The sequence below is a fragment of the Streptomyces sp. NPDC037242 genome (genome assembly GCF_055604165.1).
Genome location: NZ_JBVJUY010000009.1, coordinates 198,580 through 218,855, shown reverse-complemented (window position 1 = coordinate 218,855; position 20,276 = coordinate 198,580). Strand labels below are relative to the sequence as shown.

Annotated in this window: 13 protein-coding genes (1 of these 13 running past the window's edge); 4 read left to right on the top strand and 9 right to left on the bottom strand. The window is 73.4% G+C overall.

What is annotated here, in order from left to right:
- Positions 1–64: 64 nt before the first annotated feature.
- Positions 65–805 carry an alpha/beta hydrolase gene (locus ACZ7GJ_RS13850; RefSeq protein WP_470751547.1) on the top strand — a complete coding sequence of 247 codons (741 nt, stop codon included), beginning with the start codon at positions 65–67 and terminating at the stop codon, positions 803–805.
- Positions 806–1,096: 291 nt separating this feature from the next.
- Positions 1,097–4,075 (top strand): AfsR/SARP family transcriptional regulator, encoded by a 2,979-nt coding sequence (locus ACZ7GJ_RS13845; protein ID WP_470751545.1) that lies wholly within the window; start codon positions 1,097–1,099, stop codon positions 4,073–4,075.
- 117 nt (positions 4,076–4,192) lie between these two features.
- Here ACZ7GJ_RS13845 and ACZ7GJ_RS13840 read toward each other — a convergent pair whose 3' ends face one another.
- Entirely contained in the window at positions 4,193–4,420 is a 228-nt protein-coding gene (locus ACZ7GJ_RS13840; RefSeq protein WP_470751544.1) for a hypothetical protein, read from the bottom strand.
- A 127-nt stretch (positions 4,421–4,547) separates the two neighbouring features.
- A complete protein-coding gene (locus ACZ7GJ_RS13835) occupies positions 4,548–5,330 on the bottom strand; it encodes an ABC transporter ATP-binding protein (RefSeq protein ID WP_365917675.1) in 783 nt (260 codons plus the stop codon).
- A gap of 276 nt (positions 5,331–5,606) precedes the next feature.
- Here ACZ7GJ_RS13835 and ACZ7GJ_RS13830 point away from each other — a divergent pair, with 276 nt between their 5' ends.
- The gene (locus tag ACZ7GJ_RS13830) at positions 5,607–7,424 is read left to right on the top strand and encodes an AfsR/SARP family transcriptional regulator (RefSeq protein ID WP_470751543.1); all 1,818 of its coding nucleotides are present in this window, start codon (positions 5,607–5,609) and stop codon (positions 7,422–7,424) included.
- Between the two features lie 14 nt (positions 7,425–7,438).
- Positions 7,439–8,176: a DUF4097 family beta strand repeat-containing protein gene (locus tag ACZ7GJ_RS13825; RefSeq protein WP_470751541.1), complete on the top strand. Its 738-nt coding sequence runs from the start codon at positions 7,439–7,441 to the stop codon at positions 8,174–8,176.
- A gap of 97 nt (positions 8,177–8,273) precedes the next feature.
- On the opposite strand, the gene ACZ7GJ_RS13820 is transcribed toward ACZ7GJ_RS13825, so the two are convergent.
- The 7 genes from ACZ7GJ_RS13820 to ACZ7GJ_RS13790 all read right to left on the bottom strand — a co-directional run.
- Positions 8,274–8,774: a hypothetical protein gene (locus tag ACZ7GJ_RS13820; protein WP_470751540.1), complete on the bottom strand. Its 501-nt coding sequence runs from the start codon at positions 8,772–8,774 to the stop codon at positions 8,274–8,276.
- Between the two features lie 70 nt (positions 8,775–8,844).
- On the bottom strand, positions 8,845–9,654 hold the full coding sequence (locus tag ACZ7GJ_RS13815; RefSeq protein ID WP_470751539.1) for a 4'-phosphopantetheinyl transferase family protein: 810 nt from the start codon (positions 9,652–9,654) through the stop codon (positions 8,845–8,847).
- A gap of 98 nt (positions 9,655–9,752) precedes the next feature.
- Positions 9,753–10,577 (bottom strand): thioesterase II family protein, encoded by an 825-nt coding sequence (locus tag ACZ7GJ_RS13810; RefSeq protein WP_470751538.1) that lies wholly within the window; start codon positions 10,575–10,577, stop codon positions 9,753–9,755.
- Positions 10,577–11,521, bottom strand: coding sequence for a TauD/TfdA family dioxygenase (locus ACZ7GJ_RS13805; protein ID WP_470751537.1), 945 nt, complete (start codon positions 11,519–11,521; stop codon positions 10,577–10,579). Before ACZ7GJ_RS13805 ends, ACZ7GJ_RS13810 begins: the two co-directional genes overlap by 1 nt.
- 4 nt (positions 11,522–11,525) lie before the next feature.
- Positions 11,526–12,860, bottom strand: coding sequence for an MFS transporter (locus ACZ7GJ_RS13800; RefSeq protein WP_470751536.1), 1,335 nt, complete (start codon positions 12,858–12,860; stop codon positions 11,526–11,528).
- Positions 12,857–13,822 carry an ornithine carbamoyltransferase gene (locus ACZ7GJ_RS13795; protein ID WP_470751535.1) on the bottom strand — a complete coding sequence of 322 codons (966 nt, stop codon included), beginning with the start codon at positions 13,820–13,822 and terminating at the stop codon, positions 12,857–12,859. The genes ACZ7GJ_RS13800 and ACZ7GJ_RS13795 overlap by 4 nt, the downstream gene beginning before the upstream one ends.
- A gap of 124 nt (positions 13,823–13,946) precedes the next feature.
- A protein-coding gene (locus tag ACZ7GJ_RS13790) for a non-ribosomal peptide synthase/polyketide synthase (RefSeq protein ID WP_470751534.1) crosses the window boundary here: on the bottom strand, positions 13,947–20,276 show its 3' end. It continues 17,241 nt past the right edge of the window; the window shows 6,330 of its 23,571 coding nt (coding positions 17,242–23,571); its start codon lies off the right edge, out of view; the stop codon is at positions 13,947–13,949.

Sequence of the window (20,276 nt, the reverse complement as noted above, 5' to 3'; positions counted from 1 at the left end):
TTCTGGCCCGGTGACCTTGACCGGACTGTGGTGTGGACACCCGCCGGTCTGAGACTGTTCGGCCATGGCACAGCATGCGCCGCCGGCGCGCGGGGCCCGCCTGGGGCGGGCGCTCGGCGTGAACGGCTCGGGTTCGACGCAAAGCACGGTCAGTGGTGTGGTGCTCCTGCTTCCCGGGGCGACCAGACTGCCCCCCGGTCCACTGCGCCCGCTCGCGCGGGCCCTGGCCCGGGCGGGCACTGGGCAGGGGCTGGTGACGCACAGGGTCCTGCACGGGGGCGGCTGCCGCACCGAGGGCGCGGGGTGGGCGGCGGACGAGGTGGTCCGCCGGTACGGGGACGTGCCGGTGTGCCTGGCGGGCTACGGGGCGGGCGGCCGGGCGGCGCTCGCGGCGGCGGGCCACGAGGCCGTCAACTCCGTGCTCGCGCTCGCCCCTTGCCTGCCGCAGCCGTCCGCGGGGGACTCCCCTGAACCGGTGAAACAGCTCTTAGGGCGCCGGGTGCTGATCGTGCACGGCACCAACGACGCCCGCAGCGACCCGGAGCTGTCCTTCCGGCTCGCGACCAGGGCAAAAAAAGCCAATCGCGCGACCTGCCGTTTCGAAGTGCACTCCGACGGGCATGGCCTGCGCGACCACCAGGCGGAGGTCGTCGCCCTGTCCGTGGACTTCGTCCTCGGCTCGGTCTTCTCGGGCCGCTACTCCCGGCCCGTGACCGATGCCCTGGCGGCCCCGCCGCCGCTGGGGCTGCGCATGCCGCTCGCCTCCGGCTTCGGCCGCTCGCTGCGCGGCACGCCGGGCCGATAGCCCGACACGCCGCTTCCACGCCCGTCCGCGCCCTTCCGCGCCCGTCCGCGGGCCTTCCGCGTGGCCCGGATTTCGGCCACCGTTCACACGGGAGGGTGGCCGGGCCGTCCAACAGGTGGGAACGCGGCGAGGACGTCCCGTGCCAAATGCGCGACAACCGGGCTACCGGACGTAACACAAACGATTCTGGCCCGTGACGGGAGTGAATTACTGGCCAGTAAGTGATCACAATGGGCGCGGGTGCACCGGGGGGGTGCCTTGTTGTGAAATGGAGTTGCCTTGCATCAGGCCGTGTTCAGGTTGCTGGGACCACTGGAGGTGCAGGTCGGCGGAGAAGCTCTGCGGATCGGGGGGGCGCGCCAACGGACCGTACTGACGATGCTGCTGCTCTCGCCCTGCCGGGTCGTCTCGGTGGACTCGCTCATCGAAGCCGTCTGGCCGAACGGCGGACCGACCACCGCGCGCAACCAGATCGCCATCTGTGTCGCCGGACTGCGCAAGGTCTTCAAGGACACGGTCGGGGTGAACGAGCTGATCCTGACCTCGCACCCCGGATACATCCTCAACCCGCTGGAACACCGCATCGACGCGGTCGACTTCCAGGACCGGGTGGGCCAGGCCCGTGAACTCGCCCGCGGCGGCCAGGGGGCCGAGGCCTGCGAGGTGTTCGCCGAGGCGCTGTCCCTGTGGCGCGGCCGGGCCATGGACGGGGTCACCGGAAACCACATCGAGCAGGAGGCCGTCCGGCTGGAGGAGCTGCGCCTGGACGTCCACGAGGAGTACGCCGGACTACAGCTCCAGCTCGGCCGTCACCACACGCTCATCCCGGCGCTCACCTCGCTGGTCTCGGAGCACCCGCTGCGCGAGCAGGCCCGTGCCCACCTGATCCTGGCGAACTACCGCGCGGGCCGCCGCGCCGATGCCCTGAACGTGTTCCGCGAGGGCCGGCGCCTGCTGGTGGACGAGCTGGGTATCGAGCCCGGACCGGTCCTGCAGGGTCTGCACGACCTGGTCCTCCAGGACTCGCCGGAGCTCTCGCAGCCCGCCACCCAGCTCGCCCAGCCGATGGCCGCGAACGTACCGGCCCAGCTGCCCGTGGACTCGGCCTCCTTCACCGGCCGGACCAAGGAACTCAGCGCCATGGACCGGATGCTGGACGAGCGCCTGGGCCAGTCGCCGCTGACCATCGCCGCGATCAGCGGCATAGGCGGCGTCGGCAAGACCGCCCTCGCCGTGCGCTGGGCGAACAACGTCGCCGCCCGCTTCCCCGACGGCCAGCTCTTCACCGACCTGCGCGGGTACGACGAGAAGGACGAGCCCGTCCAGCCCGCCACCACGCTCGACCGCTTCCTGCGCGCCCTCGGGGTGCCCGCCCAGCAGATCCCGGCGGACCCCGGTGACCGCGCCGCGCTCTACCGCAGCGTGCTCGGCGGCAAGCGGGTCCTGATCGTCCTCGACAACGCCCGCTCCTTCCAGCAGATCCGCCCGCTGCTGCCCGGCAACGGCCGCTGTTGCGTGCTGATCACCGGCCGCGACGTCATGGGCGAGATGATCGGCGACTACGCCGTCCTGCAGGTCGGGCTCCAGTCCATGGACCCCGACGAGGCCTCCGCGCTGCTCGGGGAGGTGGCCGGCGACCACCGGATCGGCGCCGACCCGGTCGCCACCGCCCGGCTGGGCGAACTGTGCGACCGGCTGCCGCTCGCGCTGCGCATCGCGGGCGCCCGGCTCGCCGCCAAGCCGCACTGGTCGGTGCGCAGCCTCGTGGGCCGGCTGGAGAACCAGCGGCGCAGGCTCGACGAGCTGAGCCCGGGCGAGGGCGGCGTACGGGCCGGCTTCCGGCTCAGCTACCGCGACCTGTCGGCCGCCGCGCGCCAGCTCTACCGGCGGGTCGGCCTGCTGAACGTGCCCGACTTCGCCGCGTGGGTGGGCGCCGCGCTCATCGACGCCGACCAGATGGACGCGGAGAACCTCCTGGAGCAGCTGGTCGACGCCCAGCTGCTGGAGGTGGCCACCGCCTCGGGGCCGGTCACCCGCTACCGCTTCCAGGACCTGCTGCGGCTCTTCGCCTGGGAGATGGCCCAGGCCGAGGAGACCGAGGAGGACCGCGGGGCCGCGCTGGAGCGGGCGTACGGCGGCTGGCTGGCGCTGGCCGACGCCGCCCGGCTGCTGACGTACGGCGGGGAACGCCCCATCAGCTACGGCAAGGTGGAGCGGATGGCCTTAGAACCCGAGCTGATGGAAGAGCTGCTCGCGGACCCGATGGAGTGGTTCGAGTCCGAGCGCAGCGCCCTGACCGATGTGATCGAGCAGGCCTCCGGTACTGAGCGGTCCGCCTACGCGTGGGCGCTGACCCAGAACAGCACGCCGCTGTTCGAGGTGCGCAACTACTGGGAGGACTGGCGCTCCTGCGCCGAGCACTCGCTGCGCGCCGCGGAACTGGCCGGCGACCTGCTCGGCGAGGCCACGATGCTCCGCTCGCTGGGCACGCTGGCGATCTACCGCCGCGACTACCGCGAGGCCTGGGGCTGGCTCACCCGGGCGGCGCCCCTGTGGGACCAGCTCGGCGAGGTCCACGGCAAGGCCCTGGCGCTGCGCAGTCTGGCGCTGTGCGCACGGTTCTTCGGTGACCTGGAGGGCGCCGCGCGCGACGCCCGGGAGTCGCTGGAGTGCTTCCGCGAGGCGGGCGACGTGGCCGGCGAGTCCCATGTGATGGGCCTGCTGGCCCAGGTGGAGATGGAGCGGGGCAACCTCGCCGTCGGCATCGCCCTGTGCACCGAGGCCATCGCCAAGAGCCGGGAGGCCGGCAGCGGACGGGGCGAGAACCAGAACACGTACCGGCTGGCCGAGGCGCTGCTGCGGCTCGGTGACCTGACGGAGGCCGAGCAGACCTGCATGACGGTGCTGCGGCTCACCCGTGAGGGCGGCGACCGGCTCGGCGAGGCCTACGCGCTGCGCGGAATCGGCGAGGCGCGCTGGCGCCAGGGCCGGTCGGCGGACGCCGAGACAGTGCTGACGGAGGCGCTGGTGGCCGCGCGGGAGGTGCAGGACCGGTTCCTCCAGGCGCGGATATCGCTCGACCTGGCCTGCGCGCTGGTCCTGCGCGGGGAGCCGCAGGCGCGCGAGCCGCTCGGCCGGGCGGTGGAGGCGTTCACCGAGCTCGGCGCCGCCGAGTGGCAGCGGCGGGCCGAGGAGGTCGCGCGGGCCGTTGCCGCCGGGGAGCCCGGGGGGCTGAACCCGCAGGCGCTGGCCGCGCTGCTGGAGGGCTGACCGGCCGCACGGGCCGCCGGCCCGTGTACCGCGGAACGTATACGAACACAGGGGCCCGGGTCCGCCGTCTCGGCGGGCCCGGGCCCCTGTCGCGCTCCGATGCTCAGCAGGTGTGGATCAGCTCCACGGGTTCTCCTCGTTGATGTCGCAGACCGGACCGGTCACCGGGCCGACGAGCGGGTCGACGACCGGGCCGACCACGGGGCAGACGATCTGCTGGACCAGCTCGGTGCCCGGAACCTCGCTCGCAGCCGCCGTGGTGGCCGAGCCCAGGGAGAGGGCGCAGACGGCCGTCACGGTACCCAGGGTGGCGACGAAAGCGGTGCGGGTGCGGGTGCTGCGCATCGGAATTCTCCTCAGTCGTTTTGACCTTGCTTCGCCGCCGGTGCGGTGCGACGAGATGAACGCTAAGGAGAGGCTCTGTTGGCTCGATATCGCTTCGATTTCGAGCGGCTGCGGGAAACGAAATCGCTCAGGTTCCCCAGGCTCCGAGGCTGGTCATGCGCTCGGCGACGCGGTCGGGGGTCGGCTGGTCCATGCGGTCGGCGAGGCGTCCGTCGGCGAGGAACAGCACGGTGTCGGCGTACGAGGCGGCGACCGGGTCATGGGTGACCATGACGACCGTCTGGCCGGTCTCGTCGACGCTGCTGCGCAGCAGCGCCAGGATCTCCTTGGCCGTCACCGTGTCCAGCGCGCCGGTGGGCTCGTCGCCGAACAGCACGTCGGGGCGGGTGATCAGGGCGCGGGCGATGGCCACGCGCTGCTGCTGGCCGCCGGAGAGTTCGCCGGGGCGGTGCGAGGCGCGTCCGGTCAGTCCGACCCGGCCCAGGACCTCCTCCAGCCAGGCCGCGTCCAGCTTCTCCTTCGCCAGGCGCAGCGGCAGTTCGATGTTCTGGCGGACGGTCAGCGAGGCCACGAGGTTGAAGGCCTGGAAGACGAAGCCGATCCGCTTGCGCCGCAGTTTGGTCAGTTCGGTCTCGTTCAGACCGTTCAACTCGGTCTCGCCGATGTACGCGGAGCCCGTGGACGGCATGTCCAGGCCGGCCGCGCAGTGCAGGAAGGTCGACTTGCCGGACCCGGAGGGGCCCATCACGGCGGTGAACGATCCGCGCGGCACCCCCACCGTCACCCCGTCGAGGGCGCGGACCTGGCTGCCGCCCTTGCCGTACACCTTGGTCACCGCGTCCAGCCGCAGCGCGTACTCCGTCGTCTGGTCGCCGCCGCGGGGCGGCGCGCTCATCGTGGTGGGCCTCATGGACGCCGGGGTCCTCTCGCTGTCGGGGCGTGGTGCGCCGGCCGCCCGTCGGACGGAACCAGCCCCACCACAGTGCACTGTCTTCCTCTTTTCCTTCTATGCGACTGCCCCTAATGGGGGCGACTGCGGGGGTTCCGGCCGGAACCCAGCGGTCCGTTGGCCGGGATTGGGCCGCCCGGTGGCCGAAATCGAAGTGAAATCGGCCCGACAGCCCCGGTCTCTAGCTTCGGTGACTGAGCTCGAGACACATTCATCAGAGCAACGGGGTGACGAGGCATGGACTTCCGGATTCTCGGACCGGTCGAAGCGAGGCGAGGCGGTACCCGGATCGCACTGTCGGGGTCGAAGGTGCACACGGTCCTGGCGGCCCTGCTGCTCGCCCGGGGGCGGGTGGTGTCGGACGCTCGGCTCAACACGCTGCTGTGGGGCTGGGACCCACCCGCCACGGCCGGGGCGCAGATCTACACGTACATGTCGAGGCTGCGCAAGCACCTGGGCGACGGCGTGGAGATCGTGCGGCAGCAGCCGGGCTACCTGCTGCACACCGGTGACAGCGCCGTCGACCTCGTCGACTTCGAGAAGCTGGAGCGCGACGGCCGCCAGGCGCTGCGCGCGGGGGCGTACGAGGAGGCCGGCGAGCTGCTGACGCGGGCGCTGGAGCTGTGGCGCGGCCCGGCGCTGGCGAACGTCACCGAGCACATGCAGACGGAGGAGCTGCAGCCGCTGGAGGAGGCCCGCACCCAGGCGCTGGAGCAGCGGATCGAGGCGGATCTCGCCCTGGGCCGGCACGAGCGGGTGACGGGTGAACTGAGCGGTCTCGTCGCGCGGTTCCCGACCCGGGAGCGGCTGCGGGCGCAGCTGATGACCGCCCTGTACCGGTGCGGCCGCCAGGCGGACGCGCTGAACACCTACCACGAGGGCCGCCGGGTGCTCGCCGAGCAGCTGGGCGTGGACCCGGGTGTCGCGCTCGGGGACACCTACAAGGCGGTGCTCGGCGGCGAGCTGGGGCTGGAGTCCCCCGCCCCGATCGGGCCGTCCGCCCGCAGGGCCGACGTCCCGGCGATGCTGCCGCCGGACATCGACGACTTCACCGGGCGCGAGGAGGAACTGGCCGCGCTCGGCGCGATGCTGGCCCCGGCCGGGCCCGAGACCGGCGCCTGGCGTCCGCGCCGGTTCCTGATCACCGGCATGGCGGGCATCGGCAAGACGGCCCTCGCGGTGCGGGTGGCGCACGCCAGCGCCGCCCGCTACCCGGACGGGCAGCTGTACGCCGACCTGCGCGAGGCGGACGGCTCCCCCCGCGACCCCGGCGAGGTGCTGGTGCGGCTGCTGCGCGCGCTCGGCGAGGCCGGGCTGGACGGCCCGGACGCGGCGGGCGACCTGGAGGAGCTGGTACGCCTCTACCGGACCCGCACCGCGGGCAAGCGGATGCTGCTCCTGCTGGACAACGCGGCCGGCGACCTCCAGGTCGGGCCCCTGCTGCCCGGCTCCACGGAGACCACCGTGCTGGTGACCTGCCGTACCCAGCTCGCCCGGGTGGCGGGGGCGTACTCGGTGGCGCTGTCCCCGCTGGACGACGACACGGCGCTGGAGCTGCTCGCCTCCGCGGCGGGGCGGGCCCGGATCACCGCCGACCCGGACGCCTCGGACGACCTGGTGGCGTACTGCGCGGGGCTGCCGCTCGCGCTGCGGATCGCCGGGACCCGGCTGGCCTCGCGGCCGCACTGGCCGGCGGCCCGCCTGGCCGAGCGGCTGGCCGATCCGCGGACGCGGCTGGGCGAGCTGAGCTTCGCCGAACTGAACGTGCAGGGCGCGCTGCTGCCGCCGGGTGCCCGGCTCGACGCGCGGGCCCGTACGGTGCTGCCGGCGCTGGCGGGCGCGGGCGCGGAGCCGTTCGGCGCGGGGCGGATCGCGCGCGCTCTGGAGATCTCCGAGGCGGTGGCCGAGGCGGGGCTGGAGAGCCTGGTCGACGCGGCGCTGCTGGACCTCAGCGGGGTCGACCCGCAGGGGCGGCCGCTCTACCGCTGCCATGAACTCGTCCGGCTGCTCGCCGGGCAGTCCGCCCCCCGAACCCACGCCACCGCGGCGTGGTGACCCCTGGAGAGAACATGACCACCGTGCCGATCGCCACACTCCCGACGAAGAACCGGACCCGTACCCGGGCCCATGTCCTGGCCATGCCCGTCCTGGTGACCGCGCTGGCCGGGGGGACGCTGACCGGCTGCTCGATGCTGGGCAGCGAGACGGACGTACGCAACTACACGGTGTCGGAGAAGGTGACCGCCCTGTCGGTGCAGTCGCCGGACGGGGACATCGAGGTCGTCGGGGGCTCCGGCGACAGCGTGAAGGTGACCGAGACCGTCACCTACAGCGGTACGAACCCGAAGACGGACCAGACGGTGTCGGGCGGCGAGCTGACGCTGGGCGGCGGGCCCGACTGCGGCAGCGACTCGGACTGCAAGATCAGTTACAAGGTGGAGGTGCCGGGCGGGCTGTCGGTGAAGCTGGTGGCCTTCGGCGGGGACATCACCGTCAGGAACGTGTCGGGCGCCATCGACGTACGGACCACCGGCGGCTCGGTGCACGGCAAGGAGCTCAGCGCCAAGAGCCTGCTCGCGAAGGCCAACGGCGGGGACGTGGAGGCCAGTTTCACGGCGCCGCCGGAGAAGGTCGACGCGGGGACCAGCGGCGGTGACGTCAAGGTGAAGGTCCCGGGGTCGGCCGCCTACGCCGTCGACGCGAAGGGTGTCGGCGGCGGCGAGAAGGTGACCGTGCGCACCGACCCCGCCTCGGGCCACAACCTCAAGCTCCGCACCCTGGGCGGAACGGTGTCGGTCAGCTCGTGACCTGCGGGACCGCCACGGGAAAGGGGGACCCGGACCGCCGTCGTGCTGCGGTCGGGTCCCCCGCTCTCGGGACCGGAGGCGGCGGACAGCCGCACCGTCACCAGGAGTTGCGCGCCCGCTGGAACACCGGTACGCCGCGCTCGACGAGCGGGGCGATGGTCTCGCGGACCACGGCCCAGACGTCCGAGACCACGCGCTCGCGCGGGGCCGGCGGGGTCTGCGCGAGGGCCGTGGCGGTGATCGCCCGCATCGCGGCGACGGCCGCGACGGCGCGGACGTCCGCGGAGGGACGGGCCGGGCGGGCGGCGCCGCGTCCGACGTCCATCCGGAAGGCCAGCTCGGCGGCCTCGACGCGCTCCGCGGCGGCGCGGGAGGCGCAGACCGGGGCGGCGAAGACGGCCGGCGAGAGCGGGTGCTGGTACACGTGCCGCACCCAGGCGGAGACGCGCATCCGCTCCCGGGCCTCCCAGCCGTGCTCGCCGGGTCCCGGATCGGACTGCTGCACCACGGTCTCCAGCAGCGCGTGGTAGCCGTCCCACAGCTCCTCGTCGGCCTCGGTGAGCTGCGGGAAGGTCTTCTCGGTGGCTTCGAGCGTCATCGTTGTCTCCCTGTTGCTCTTGCGTCTCTTGCACGGCATGCGTGCAATGAAATGGGCGGTCTGTTCGGTGTCAAGAAACGGGCAGTTGAACGGGGTGCAGGCGGACCGGTCCGGTCGCCGTGTCGGCCGGCCGGGCCACGCAGGCCGTCCAGTCGGGTCCGACGGCCAGGTCCTCGACGGCCCACAGGGTGTGGCGGCCCTGGAAGGTGTGCTGGACCTCGACCCGGCCGATCCGGTCGGCCCGTACGTCCAGCTCGTTCAGCTCGGTGCCGATCAGGCCGACGCCGACGGCCTTGACCACGGCCTCCTTGCGGGTCCACACCCGGTGGAAGGCCCGGTCCCGCTCGTCGCCCGGGGTCAGTGCCTGCAGGACGGCGCGCTCGGCCTCGGTGGTGACCATGTCGACGACGTTCTGCGAGTGGATCCCGCGCAGCGCCTCGATGTCGACGCCGACCCGGGTGCCGGCCCGCACCGCGAGGACCCCGCGCCCCGCGGTCCGCGAGAGGCTGATGGCGAGCGGTACCGCGGGCCGGGTCACGCTCGGCGGGCCGTGGCCGGTGTCCCCGCAGCCGGGGCAGTCCCGGCGGCCGAAGGCGACCTCCGCGGCCGGTACGCCGAGCAGCTCGCCGACGGCCCGGCGGGCCGCGGCGTGGCTGCGGACGAAGGCGGCCGCGTCGCGCTCCTGGTGGAAGGAGAGCACCCGCTCGTACTCCTGGGTGCTGAGCAGGGCCAGGTCGTCGGGGTCGGTGCGGGCGGGCAGTTCCCAGCACCACACGTGCACCTCGCCCGAGGTCCGCAGTCTGCGTACGGCCACGGCGGCGCGGGCGGTCAGACCGGATTCCAGGGTCAGGCTGCCGGGCAGGTCGTGGGGTACGGGCATGGCATCTCCCTTCGTACTGTTTGATTCGGTTTCCATTGAGCCCACGCGCCGCATGCCCCGGGCTTGCAGCGCTCTATACGGGGGATACGACGGGCTGTTCAGGCGGCCGGCAGCAGGGCGGCCGTGATCAGCCGCAGCAGCGTCGCGCGCTGCTCCGCCTGCTCCAGGTAGAAGTGCCCGCCGGGCAGGACCCGGTGGGTGAATCCCCCGGTGGTCAGCTCTGCCCAGCTCAGTGCGTCCTGCGGCGGCAGCAGCGGGTCGCTGTCGCCGATGAAGGCGGTCAGCGGGGCCCGTACGGTGCCCAGTTCCTCCAGCGACGGCCGGTATCCGGCGCTGAGCCGGTAGTCGGCGCGCAGCGACGGCAGCAGCAGGGCCGCGAGTTCCGGGTCGGCCATGATGTCGGCGCCGGGCGAGGCGAGGCGGTCCATCTCCGAGATCAGTTGGGCGTCGGTGTAGGCGCCGAGGTCGACGGGGTCGGAGACGTGCGCGGCCGCCGCCCCCGACACGAAGATCCGTTCCGGGCTGATGCCGTGCCGTGCCTCCAGCCGGCGGGCCACCTCGTAGGCGACGTCCGAGCCGAGGCTGTGCCCGAAGAAGGCCAGCGGTGCGGCGAGGTAGGGGCGCAGGGCCGCGGTGATGCGGTCGGCCAGCTCCGCCATGGTCTCGACGCAGGGCTCGTGGAAGCGGTCCTGGCGGCCCGGGTAGCGGGCGGCGAGCACCTCGATCCCGGCGGGCAGCCGGTCCGGCCAGTCCCGGTAGAGGCTGGCGGCGCCGCCCGCGTGCGGGAAGCAGACCAGCCTGATGCGGGGGGTCGCGGCGCGGCTGTGGCGGCGGAACCAGCGGGCGCCGTCCTGGCTGTCGTACGCCCCGGCGGGTGCGGGTACCGGTGCCGGTGCCGCCAGGACGCCTGTCGCGGCGGGCATCAGTCGGTCATCGCGACGAGGACGCGGCGCGGGCCCGTGAAGGGCCGGCGGCCGTGGCCCACCGCGAGGTTGTCGATGACCATGAGGTCGCCGGTCCGCCAGTCCACGTCCACCGCGTTCTCCAGGCCGCGGTCGCGGACCTGCAGGACGTACTCGTCGGGGATCGGCGAGCCGTCGGCGAGGGTGACGTACTGCGGGAGCTCCTCGGGCGGCAGCAACTGGGCGAGGGCGGCGGCGGTCTCGTCGCCGAGCGATGCCGGGTGGAACTGGTCGGCCTGGTTGAACCAGACCTCCCGGCCGCTCTGCGGGTGGATGACGGTGGCGGGGCGCAGGTGGCTGATGTGCAGTCCGCCGTCGGCGCGCCAGTGCCAGTCGGCGCCGGTGCCGTTGAGGTACGCCTCGACCTCGGCGCGGTCCCGGGTCTCGAAGGTGTCCTGCCAGCTCTTGCCCAGGCCCAGGCCGTCGTGGAGGTTCTGGGTGTAGCGCACGCCCGGGGCGAAGGCCGCGCGCAGCTCGGGGTCGAGGGACTCCAGCCAGCGCACGCCGTCGACGATGGGCGTGGCGCCGCCGGTCTCGGGGGCCTGCTGGCAGAAGAAGGCGAGGCGGGTGGGCCAGCTCTCGGCGTAGGAGAGCTCGTTGTGCATGGAGATGGTGAACTGCGCCGGGTATTCGGTGGAGGTGTAGACGTTGTCGCCGACCTTGGTGCGCGGGGAGTTGCCGTTCACGTAGGCGAGGCGATTGCGCAGCAGGAGGTCGAGGACCGCGCCGAGGGTGTCGGGGGTGATGCCGAAGCCCCGGAAGACGAGGGCCTTCTGCTCGGTGAGCAGCCGGTCGACGGCGGCGGTGTCGGCGAGGTGGGCGGTGAGCGCCTCGGCGGTCGCGTCGATGCCGAGGTCGGCGGGGTGGATCTCGTACGGGGTCCAGGTCGTGGTGGCGGTGGTCATGGGGTCACTTCGCTTCCGGGGTGGTGACGGGTGCGTCCTGGTCGGCCGGTGCGGCGGCGGGACCCGGGCGGCGCAGGGATTCGGGGTAGTCGGCGTGCGGCAGCAGCAGCGAGAGCAGGGCGAGGGCGCCCATGGCCGCGGCGATGCCGTAGACGGTGTGGGTGGCTCCGAAGGCCTCCAGGGCGAAGCCGCCGCCGAGCATGCCGAGGGAGGCGGCGCCGGAGCCGATCAGGCCCATCGCCCCGCCGACGCGGCCCTGGAGCCGGTCGGGGGTGATGCCGACCTGGTAGACGCCGCCGGCGACGTTGGTGATGCTGCCGATCATGGCGGCGGCCAGGAAGATCAGGCCGAGGAGCACCGGGTTGCCGGTGAGGGCGACGAGCGGCATGAGCAGGGCCCAGCCGATGGCGCCGCCGATGAGCAGGCCGCGCAGGCTGATCCGGCGCATCCAGAAGGTTCCGGTGAGGGCGCCGAACATGCCGCCCATGCCGCTGACGGCGGTGATGACGCCGATGGCGGCTGCCGAGCCGCCCGCTTCGTTGACGACGACGATGAGGGCGAGGGAGAGGGCCTGGAAGAGCAGGTTGGAGCCGGAGATCAGGAGCATGCCCCAGCGCAGGAACCGCTGCTTCCAGGTCCAGCCGAGGCCTTCGGCCAGTTCGGCGCGGAGGTTGCCGGGGGCCTGGGTCCGCTCGTCCTGGAAGTTCTTGCGGATGAGCAGGAGCGAGATCAGCGAGACGGTGTGCGCGACGGCGGAGAAGAGGAACGGCGCGGAGCGGGCGACGGTGTACAGGACGCTGCCGGCGGGCAGGCCGAGCAGTCCGGCCGCCTGGCCGCGGGCCTCGTTGCCGGCCATGGCGGCGGGCAGCTGCTCTCCGGGCACGACGTGGCGTACGGCGGCCCGTTCGGCGAGCCGGTAGAAGATCGCCAGGCTGCCCTGGACGAAGGCGGCGGCCATCAGCAGCGGGATCCACACGTGGCCGGAGAACACGGAGACGCCGACGGCGGCGGCGGAGAGCAGGCAGCCGAGGTCGCACAGGATCATCAGGCGGCGGCGGTCCCAGCGGTCGACGAGGGCTCCGGCGTGGAGCTGGACGACCAGGTTGGGCAGGGCGGCGGCGAAGCCGACGAGGCCGGCGGCGCTCGCCGAGCCGGTGGCCCAGATGACCAGCAGCGGGTACGCGATGGAGCTGACGCGGGCACCGAGCGCGGTGGCCCCGGCGCCGACCCACAGCAGGACGAAGTCCCGGTTGCGGCGCAGCGAGGGCGGTCGGGGCGCTTCGGCGTCGGCGACCGCCGCCTCGGTGGTCTCTTCGGGGGCGGGGTGGAGCGCGGTCATGACAGGCGTCCTTCCGGGGCGGGTCCGCTGACGGCGCCGTGCCTGATCCACTCCAGGACGGCCATGGCGCTGTGCATCTTGTTCTCGGCCTGGTCGAAGGCGATGCTCGCCGGGCCGTCGAGGACCTCGGCGGTGACCTCCTCGCCGCGGTGGGCGGGCAGGTCGTGCAGGAAGACGGCCTTGGGGGCGGCGTGCCAGAGCCGCTCGGTGACCTGGAACGGGGCGAAGATCTCCCGCCAGTTCGCGTCGGGCTTGGTGGTGCCGGTGGTCTGCCAGCGGGTGGTGTAGATGGCGTCGGGCTGCTCGGGCAGGCCGTCCATGTGGTGGTGCTCGGTGACGGTGGAGCCGTTACGGGCGGCCTGGGCGGCGGCGCGGGCGAGGATCGCGGGGTCGACCCCGTAGCCGGGCGGGGTGCGCAGCTCCAGGGTGGTGCCGGGGTAGCGGCTGAGCGCGAGGGCGAGGGCGGAGGCGGTGTTGTTGCCCTCGCCGACGTACAGGATGCTCAGGCCTTCGATGCGGCCGAACCTCAGCTGGAGCGTGGTGAGGTCGGTGAGGCCCTGGGTGGGGTGCTCGGCGGCGCTCATGGCGTTGACCACGGGCAGCCGGCCGCCGCCGGACAGGCCGCGCAGCTCCTCGTCGGTGCCGGCGGTGCGGGCTACGAGGACGTCGAGCATGCGGGCCATGACCTGGCCGGTGTCCTCGACGGTCTCGCCGGTGTTGAGCTGGAGGTCGGCGGGGCCGTAGGTGAGGATGCGGGCGCCGAGCCGCAGCGCGCCCGCGGAGAAGGCCGTACGGGTGCGGGTGGAGGTCTTCTTGAAGTAGATGCCGGCGATCCAGCCCTCCAGGGGCTGTTCGGCGCGGCCGGCGCCGGAGGCGAAGTGGGCGCCGCGGGCGACGATCGAGTGGAGGTCCTCGTCGGTCAGGTCGTCGATGGAGAGCAGCTGCCGGGTGGGCGTGGTCATCGGGTGCTCCTTCCTGTTCGTGGTGGGTGGGGGTGGGGCGGGCGCGGCCGGCAGTGCCGTGGCCGGAAAGGTTTGCCGGGGCACGGCACTGGTGCGGGGCGCCCGCCCCGTCCGGCGCTGCCGGTCAGTCCTGTGCGTCGGGGTTGATCCGGCCCTGCTCCCACAGCCGGGTCATCTCGCCCTGGCCGGCCCACGCCTCGTCCTCGTCGCGTACGGAGGCCAGCACCTGCTTGAGCACGGCCCGCCCGGAGTCGGCGTTGGTGAGGACCACGACACCGGTGCCGGAGCCGAGGCGGCTGAGCGCCAGGGCGTGGAAGCCGGAGGTGCGGCCGGTGTGGCCGTACTCGAGGTCGCCGCCGGTGGTGTCGACGATGGAGCCGGTGCCGTAGAAGCGGCCGGGTTCGACCACGGTGAGCATCCGGCCGGCGAGGGCCGCATCGAGCACCTCGGAGGCTTCGCCGCGGTGGGCGCGGCGGATCTCCAGGAGCACTTGGGCCAGGTCGGCCGCGGTGGTCCACAGTCCGGCGGCCGCGGTGTCGGGGTGGGCCATGGACCCTTCGGCGAGCGAGGCGCCGTCCTCTCCGTGGCCGACGGCGACCGCGGCCGCGGCCGGCGGGAGTTCGGGCTCGTAGAAGCTGGCGGTCATGCCCAGCGGGGCGAACACCTTCTCCCGCATGTACTGCGGGAAGGGGGTGCCGGTGACGTCCTCGACGAGCTGCTGCAGGACGGTGTAGCTGACGTTGTTCTTCATGAACACCCGGCCCGGTACGCCTTCCAGCACCACCGGCGGGGTCTTGGCCGGGCCCCGTCCGTGGAGGATCTCGGCCGCGGTGGGCCGGGGCTCGCCGCGCCCGTAGAAGTGGTTGTCCAGGGCGGTCTCGGGGTGGGTGATGCCCGCGGTGAAGCGGAGCAGCTGGTCGGCGGTGACCACGGCCCCGCCGGGTATCTGCCAGCTCGTCAGGTGACGGCTGACGTCCCCGTCGAGGTCGATGAGCCCGTCCTTGGCCAGGCGCAGGACGCCGAGCGCGGAGACGAACTTGCTCATGGACGCGGCCGGGAAGAGCGTGTCCGGGGTGACCCGGGCACCGCCGCCCGCCGAGGTGACGCCGAAGCCGCGGACCTCGGCGAGTTCGCCGTCGCGGATGACGGCGACGCTGACGCCCGGCACCTGGTGCTCGATCATCGCCTCGGCCGGGGCGGGGATGCCCCGGACGGTACGGGGGGCCGCCGCTCGGGGCGCGACCGCCGCGGCCAGCTCGGCGAGGGTCTCGCTCTCGTACAGGGTGCGCAGCGAGATCGCGAGGCCGGCCTTGCGGGCGGCGGAGATCAGCGGGAGCACCATGATCGAGTCGCCGCCGAGGTCGAAGAAGCTGTCGTGGGCGCCGACCTTGTCGATGCCGAGGGCCTCGCCCCAGATACGGGCGAGCAGTTCTTCGGTGGCGGTGCCCGGGGCGACGTACGGGGGCCGTCCGGTGTCGGGCATCCGGTCCTGGCCGGGAGCCGGAAGGGCCTTCCTGTCCACCTTGCCGGAGACGGCCAGCGGGAGTGCGTCGAGGGCGACGAACACCGCCGGGACCATGTAGGCCGGCAGGGTGCGGCGCAGCTCCGCGGCCAGTTCGGCCGGGGTGGGCGAGGCGCCGTCGGCAGGTACGACGTAGGCGACGAGGCGGCGTTCGCCGGGGCGGTCCTGACGGGCGAGCACCACGGCGTCCTTGACGCCGGGGGCGAGCAGCAGGGTGGCCTCGATCTCGCCGAGTTCGACGCGGTAGCCGCGGATCTTGACCTGGTCGTCGCCTCGGCCCAGGAAGTCCAGGCTGCCGTCACGGCGGAACCGGGCGAGGTCGCCGGTGCGGTAGAGGCGGGTGCCGGGGCGGTCGGTGAAGGGGTGCGGGACGAACTTCTCGGCGGTGAGCGAGGGTCGCCCGCCGTAGCCGCGGGCCACGCCCGCGCCGCCGAGGTAGAGCTCGCCGACGACTCCCGCGGGCACCGGGCGCATCCCGGCGTCCAGCACGTACACCTCGGTGTTGGTGATGGGCCGGCCGATCGGCACCGGTACGCCGTCGGCGGCCGTGTCCGTCGCCGTGCCCTCGTCGGATGTCACCGTGTGGACGACGCAGCCGACGACGGTCTCGGTCGGGCCGTACTCGTTGATGATCCGGGCACCGGGGGCGGTGCGTCGCCAGCCGGCGACCATCTCCGGCTTCATCTCCTCGCCGCCGACCACGAAGGTGCGTACGGAGTCCAGGACGGTGTCCTCTCCGAGGGCGGCGGTGACCAGGTCCAGGTGGGCCGGGGTGATCTTGAGGATGCTGTAGTCGCCGCCCGCGCGCAGCAGGTCGGGCAGGGCCTCCTGGCCGCGGTCCCCGGGGACCATGGTGACGTCGCGCCCGGAGATCAGCGGGAGCAGGAAGCTGGGCACGGCCAGGTCGAAGGCGATGGAGCCGAACATCGGCGCCCCGTTCGCCCCGTCCATGCCGTAGTACTCCAGCGCCCAGCCGAGGTAGTTGGCGAGGCCGCCGTGGGTGATGAGCACGCCCTTGGGGCGGCCCGTGGAGCCGGAGGTGTAGATGGTGTAGACGAGGTCGTCGCCGTCGACGGCCACCGCCGGGTCGTGCTGCGGGCGGGCGGCGATCGGGCCGGCCTCCCGCTCCAGGACCACGGGGCGGGCCGAGCTGTCCGCGGGGACCACGGCCAGCAGGGACTCCTGGGTGACCAGGACGGGCGCCTTGCTGTCGGCGAGCTGGTACGCCAGGCGCTCGGCCGGGGTCTCCGGGTCGAGCGGCAGGTAGGCGGCGCCGGCCTTGAGCGCGCCGAGCACGGCGACCAGCATGTCGGGGCCGCGCTCCAGCAGGATCGCGACGAAGTCGCCGCGGCTGACGCCCAGTTCCACGAGGTGGTGGGCGAACCGGTTGGCGCGGGCGTCGAGTTCGCCGTAGCTCAGCGCCGTACCGGCCGTGACCACGGCGGTGGCCGCGGGGTTCTCGGCGGCCTGGGCGGCGAAGCGCCGGTGCACCGGGGTGGTGTCGTACGCGGCGGCGGCCGGTCCGGCCCACTCGCCGAGGAGCAGCTCGCGCTCCTCCTCGGGCAGCAGGACGGCGGTGGCGTCGCCGTCGAGGTCGGCGATGATCGCCTCCAGTACGAGGCGGTACATCCGGCCGAGCCGACGGGCCTGCTCGCGGCTCATCACCCGGGTGTCGGTGAGCAGTCCGAGCTCGCCGGCCATGGTGGTGACGGCCAGGTCGAACTCGGTGCCGCCCTCGCGCAGGCTGGAGCCGAGGTCCATCAGGTCGGTGTCGATCTGCCGGAAGTCGAGGTAGTTGAAGAACACGTCGATGATCCGGCGGCCGCCCGCCTCGCGCTGCACCTCCGGCAGCGGGAAGCGGCGGTTGGGCCACAGCTCGGTCTCCTGGGCGAAGACCTGCGTGAGCAGCTCGCGCCAGGTGGCCGCGCCGCCCTTGTGGTGGATGGGCAGGGTGTTCAGGTACATGCCGTACACGAGGTCGGCGCCGGGGAGTTCGGGCCGGGTGTCGCAGACGAGACCGGTGTAGAAGTCCCGCTCCTCGGTCAGCTGGCCCATCACCTTCAGGTGGGCGGCCAGCAGCACGCTCTTGACCGGGACGTCGGCCGCGCTGGCCACCGCCTTGATGCGCGGCTGGATGTCGCGCAGGGAGACGGTGACGGAGAAGGCCCTGCCGTTCTCCTCGGGCTGGCGCCAGGCCGCCGGGAGGGTGAACTGGGCGTGGTCGGTGACGATCCCGCGCCAGTACGCGCGCTCCTCGGCCGAGGCCAGGGACTCGTGCTCGCCGGCGATGAAGTCGGCGAAGCGCAGCGGCGGCAGGGCCGCGGGCGTGGGCTCCTCGCCGTCGCGCAGGGCGGCGTAGGTGGTGAGCAGCTCCATCCACAGGCTGTAGTGGCCCCAGCCTTCGAGGATGGTGTGGTTGAGGCTGAGGAACATGCGCCAGCCGGTGTCGCCGACGGCGAAGTTGAGCCGCACGAACGGGGGCTTCGCCATGTCGAACAGGCGCTCCTGCTCGCCGTTGCTGATCTCCAGGACCCGGGTGCGCCAGCCGTCGTCGTCCAGGCCGGTCAGGTCGTGGACGGTCACGGGCATCTCGGCCTCGGCGTGCACGAGCTGCATGGGCACGGAGTACGTGTCCAGGTCGATGCAGGTGCGCAGGGCCTCGTGGCGTGCGGTGACCCGGCGGGCCGCCTCGCGCATCGCGTCGGCGTCGAAGGGGATGCCGTCGCGGATGTCGAAGGAGGTGGTGTTGTGGTAGTTGTTCGCCGCCGGGCCGTCGTAGGCCAGCAGCTCGACGAGCATGCCGGTCTGGAGCTGGGAGAGCGGGTAGACGTCGGTGACGCCCGCGGGCACCAGGGCCCGGTCCGCCCCGCCGATCAGCTCGAACGGTTCGACGTAGCGCGTCTCGCGCACCTCGCGGCCGGCGACCGCGACGGCCAGCTTGCCGACCGTGCGGTGCTCGAAGACCTCGCTGACGGTGACGCTGTAGCCGGCCGTCTTGAGGGCTCCGACGAGGGTGACGGCGCGGATGGAGTCGCCGCCGAGGTCGAAGAAGCTGTCGGTGACGGAGATCCCGTCGACGCCGAGGACCTCGGTCCAGACGGCGGCGATGCGGATCTCGTCCTCGGTGGCGGGGGCGGCCCCGCCGCGGGCGGCGGCGAGGGCGTCCGTACCGGGGACGGGCAGGGCGCGGGTGTCGAGCTTGCCGTTGGCGGTGAGCGGCATCCGGTCCAGGACCACGAAGGCCGCGGGGACCATGTAGTCGGGCAGGGTGTCGGCGAGGTGGGCCTGCAGGTCCGCGGGGAGCGGCACCTCCTCGGCGCCGGGTACGGGGACGACGTAGGCGACGAGGCGCTTCTCGCCCGGGTTGTCCTCGCGCAGCACGACGGCCGCGTGGTCGAGGGCGGGGTGGGTCTGGAGCGCGGACTCGATCTCGCCCGGCTCGATGCGGTAGCCGCGCAGCTTGATCTGGTGGTCGGCGCGGCCGACGAAGTCGATCGTGCCGTCGGCCTGCCAGCGCACCAGGTCGCCGGTGCGGTACATCAGGGCGCCGGGCCCGGCGTACGGGTCGGGCACGAACCGGGCGGCGGTCAGTGCGGGCTGTCCGCGGTAGCCGCGGGCCAGGCCCGGGCCGCCGACGTAGAGCTCTCCGGTGACCCCGCGCGGCACGGGCCGCTGCTCGGCGTCCAGGACGTGGAGGCGGGAGCCCGCGACCGGGCCGCCGATCGGGACGGAGGACCGGCCGTCGGGGACGTCGGTGACCTCGTGGACGGTGGAGAAGGTGGTGTTCTCGGTCGGGCCGTATCCGTGCACCAGGTGGCGCGGGCCGCCGGAGCGGACCAGGTCGCGGACGGTGGAGGCGTCGGCGGTCTCGCCGCCGAAGATCACCGTGCGGACCCCGGCGAGGGTGCCCGGGATGGTGCGGGCTACGTGGTTGAACAGCGAGGTGGTGAGGATCATCGCGGTGATCCCGCGGCTCTCGACGGCGGCGGCCAGCGCCTGGGTGTCCAGGACGGTGTCCCGGTCGAGGACCTCCAGGCGGGCGCCGCCGAGCAGGGCGCTCCACAACTCCCAGGTCGCGCCGTCGAAGGAGACGCTGGCGACGTGCGAGACGACGTCCTCGGGGCCGACGCGGGTCAGCGCGTCGTCGGTGGCGGTGCGGACGACCCCGCGGTGGGTGACCTCGGTGGCCTTGGGGGTGCCCGTGGAGCCGGAGGTGTACATCACGTAGGCGAGTTCGTCCGGGTGCTGCTCCAGCGCGGGGGCGAGCGGGCCGTCCTCGTCCGCCGCGGCGTCGACCAGCAGGGCCGGGCCGTCCCAGTCGGGCAGTGAGCCCGCCAGGCGCTCGGCGGTGAGCAGGGCGGCCGCTCCGGAGTCGGCCAGCATGAAGGCGAGCCGGTCGGCCGGGTAGGCCGGGTCGAGAGGCAGGTAGGCCGCGCCGGCCTTGAGCACGCCGAGCAGGGCGACGGGCAGTTCGGCGCTGCGGTCGAGGCCTACGGCGACGACCGAGCCCCGGCCGACTCCCGCGGAGCGCAGGCGGGCGGCGAGGCGGGCGGCGCGGGCGTCGAGCTCGCGGTAGCTGAGCGCCAGGCCGCCGGCGGACACGGCCACGGAGTCCGGGGCCTCGGCGACGCGGGCGGCGAACAGCGAGGTCACCGTGGACGCGCAGTCCCGTACGTCCTTGGTGCCCCAGGCGGCGAGCAGTTCGCGCTCGCCGTCCGGGAGCGGCGCCAGGGCCTCGCCCTCGGGGTCGGCGGCCATGGCCAGGACGACACCGCGGTACATGGAGGCGATGCGCTCGGCCTCCTCGCGGCGCAGCACGCCGGTGTGGGTGGCGAGGCTGAGGTGTCCGTTGAGGGTGGTGACGATCAGCGAGAACTCGGTGGCGGCGGCGCCGGCGCTGGAGCCGATGTCGATCAGGTCGGTGTCGAGCTG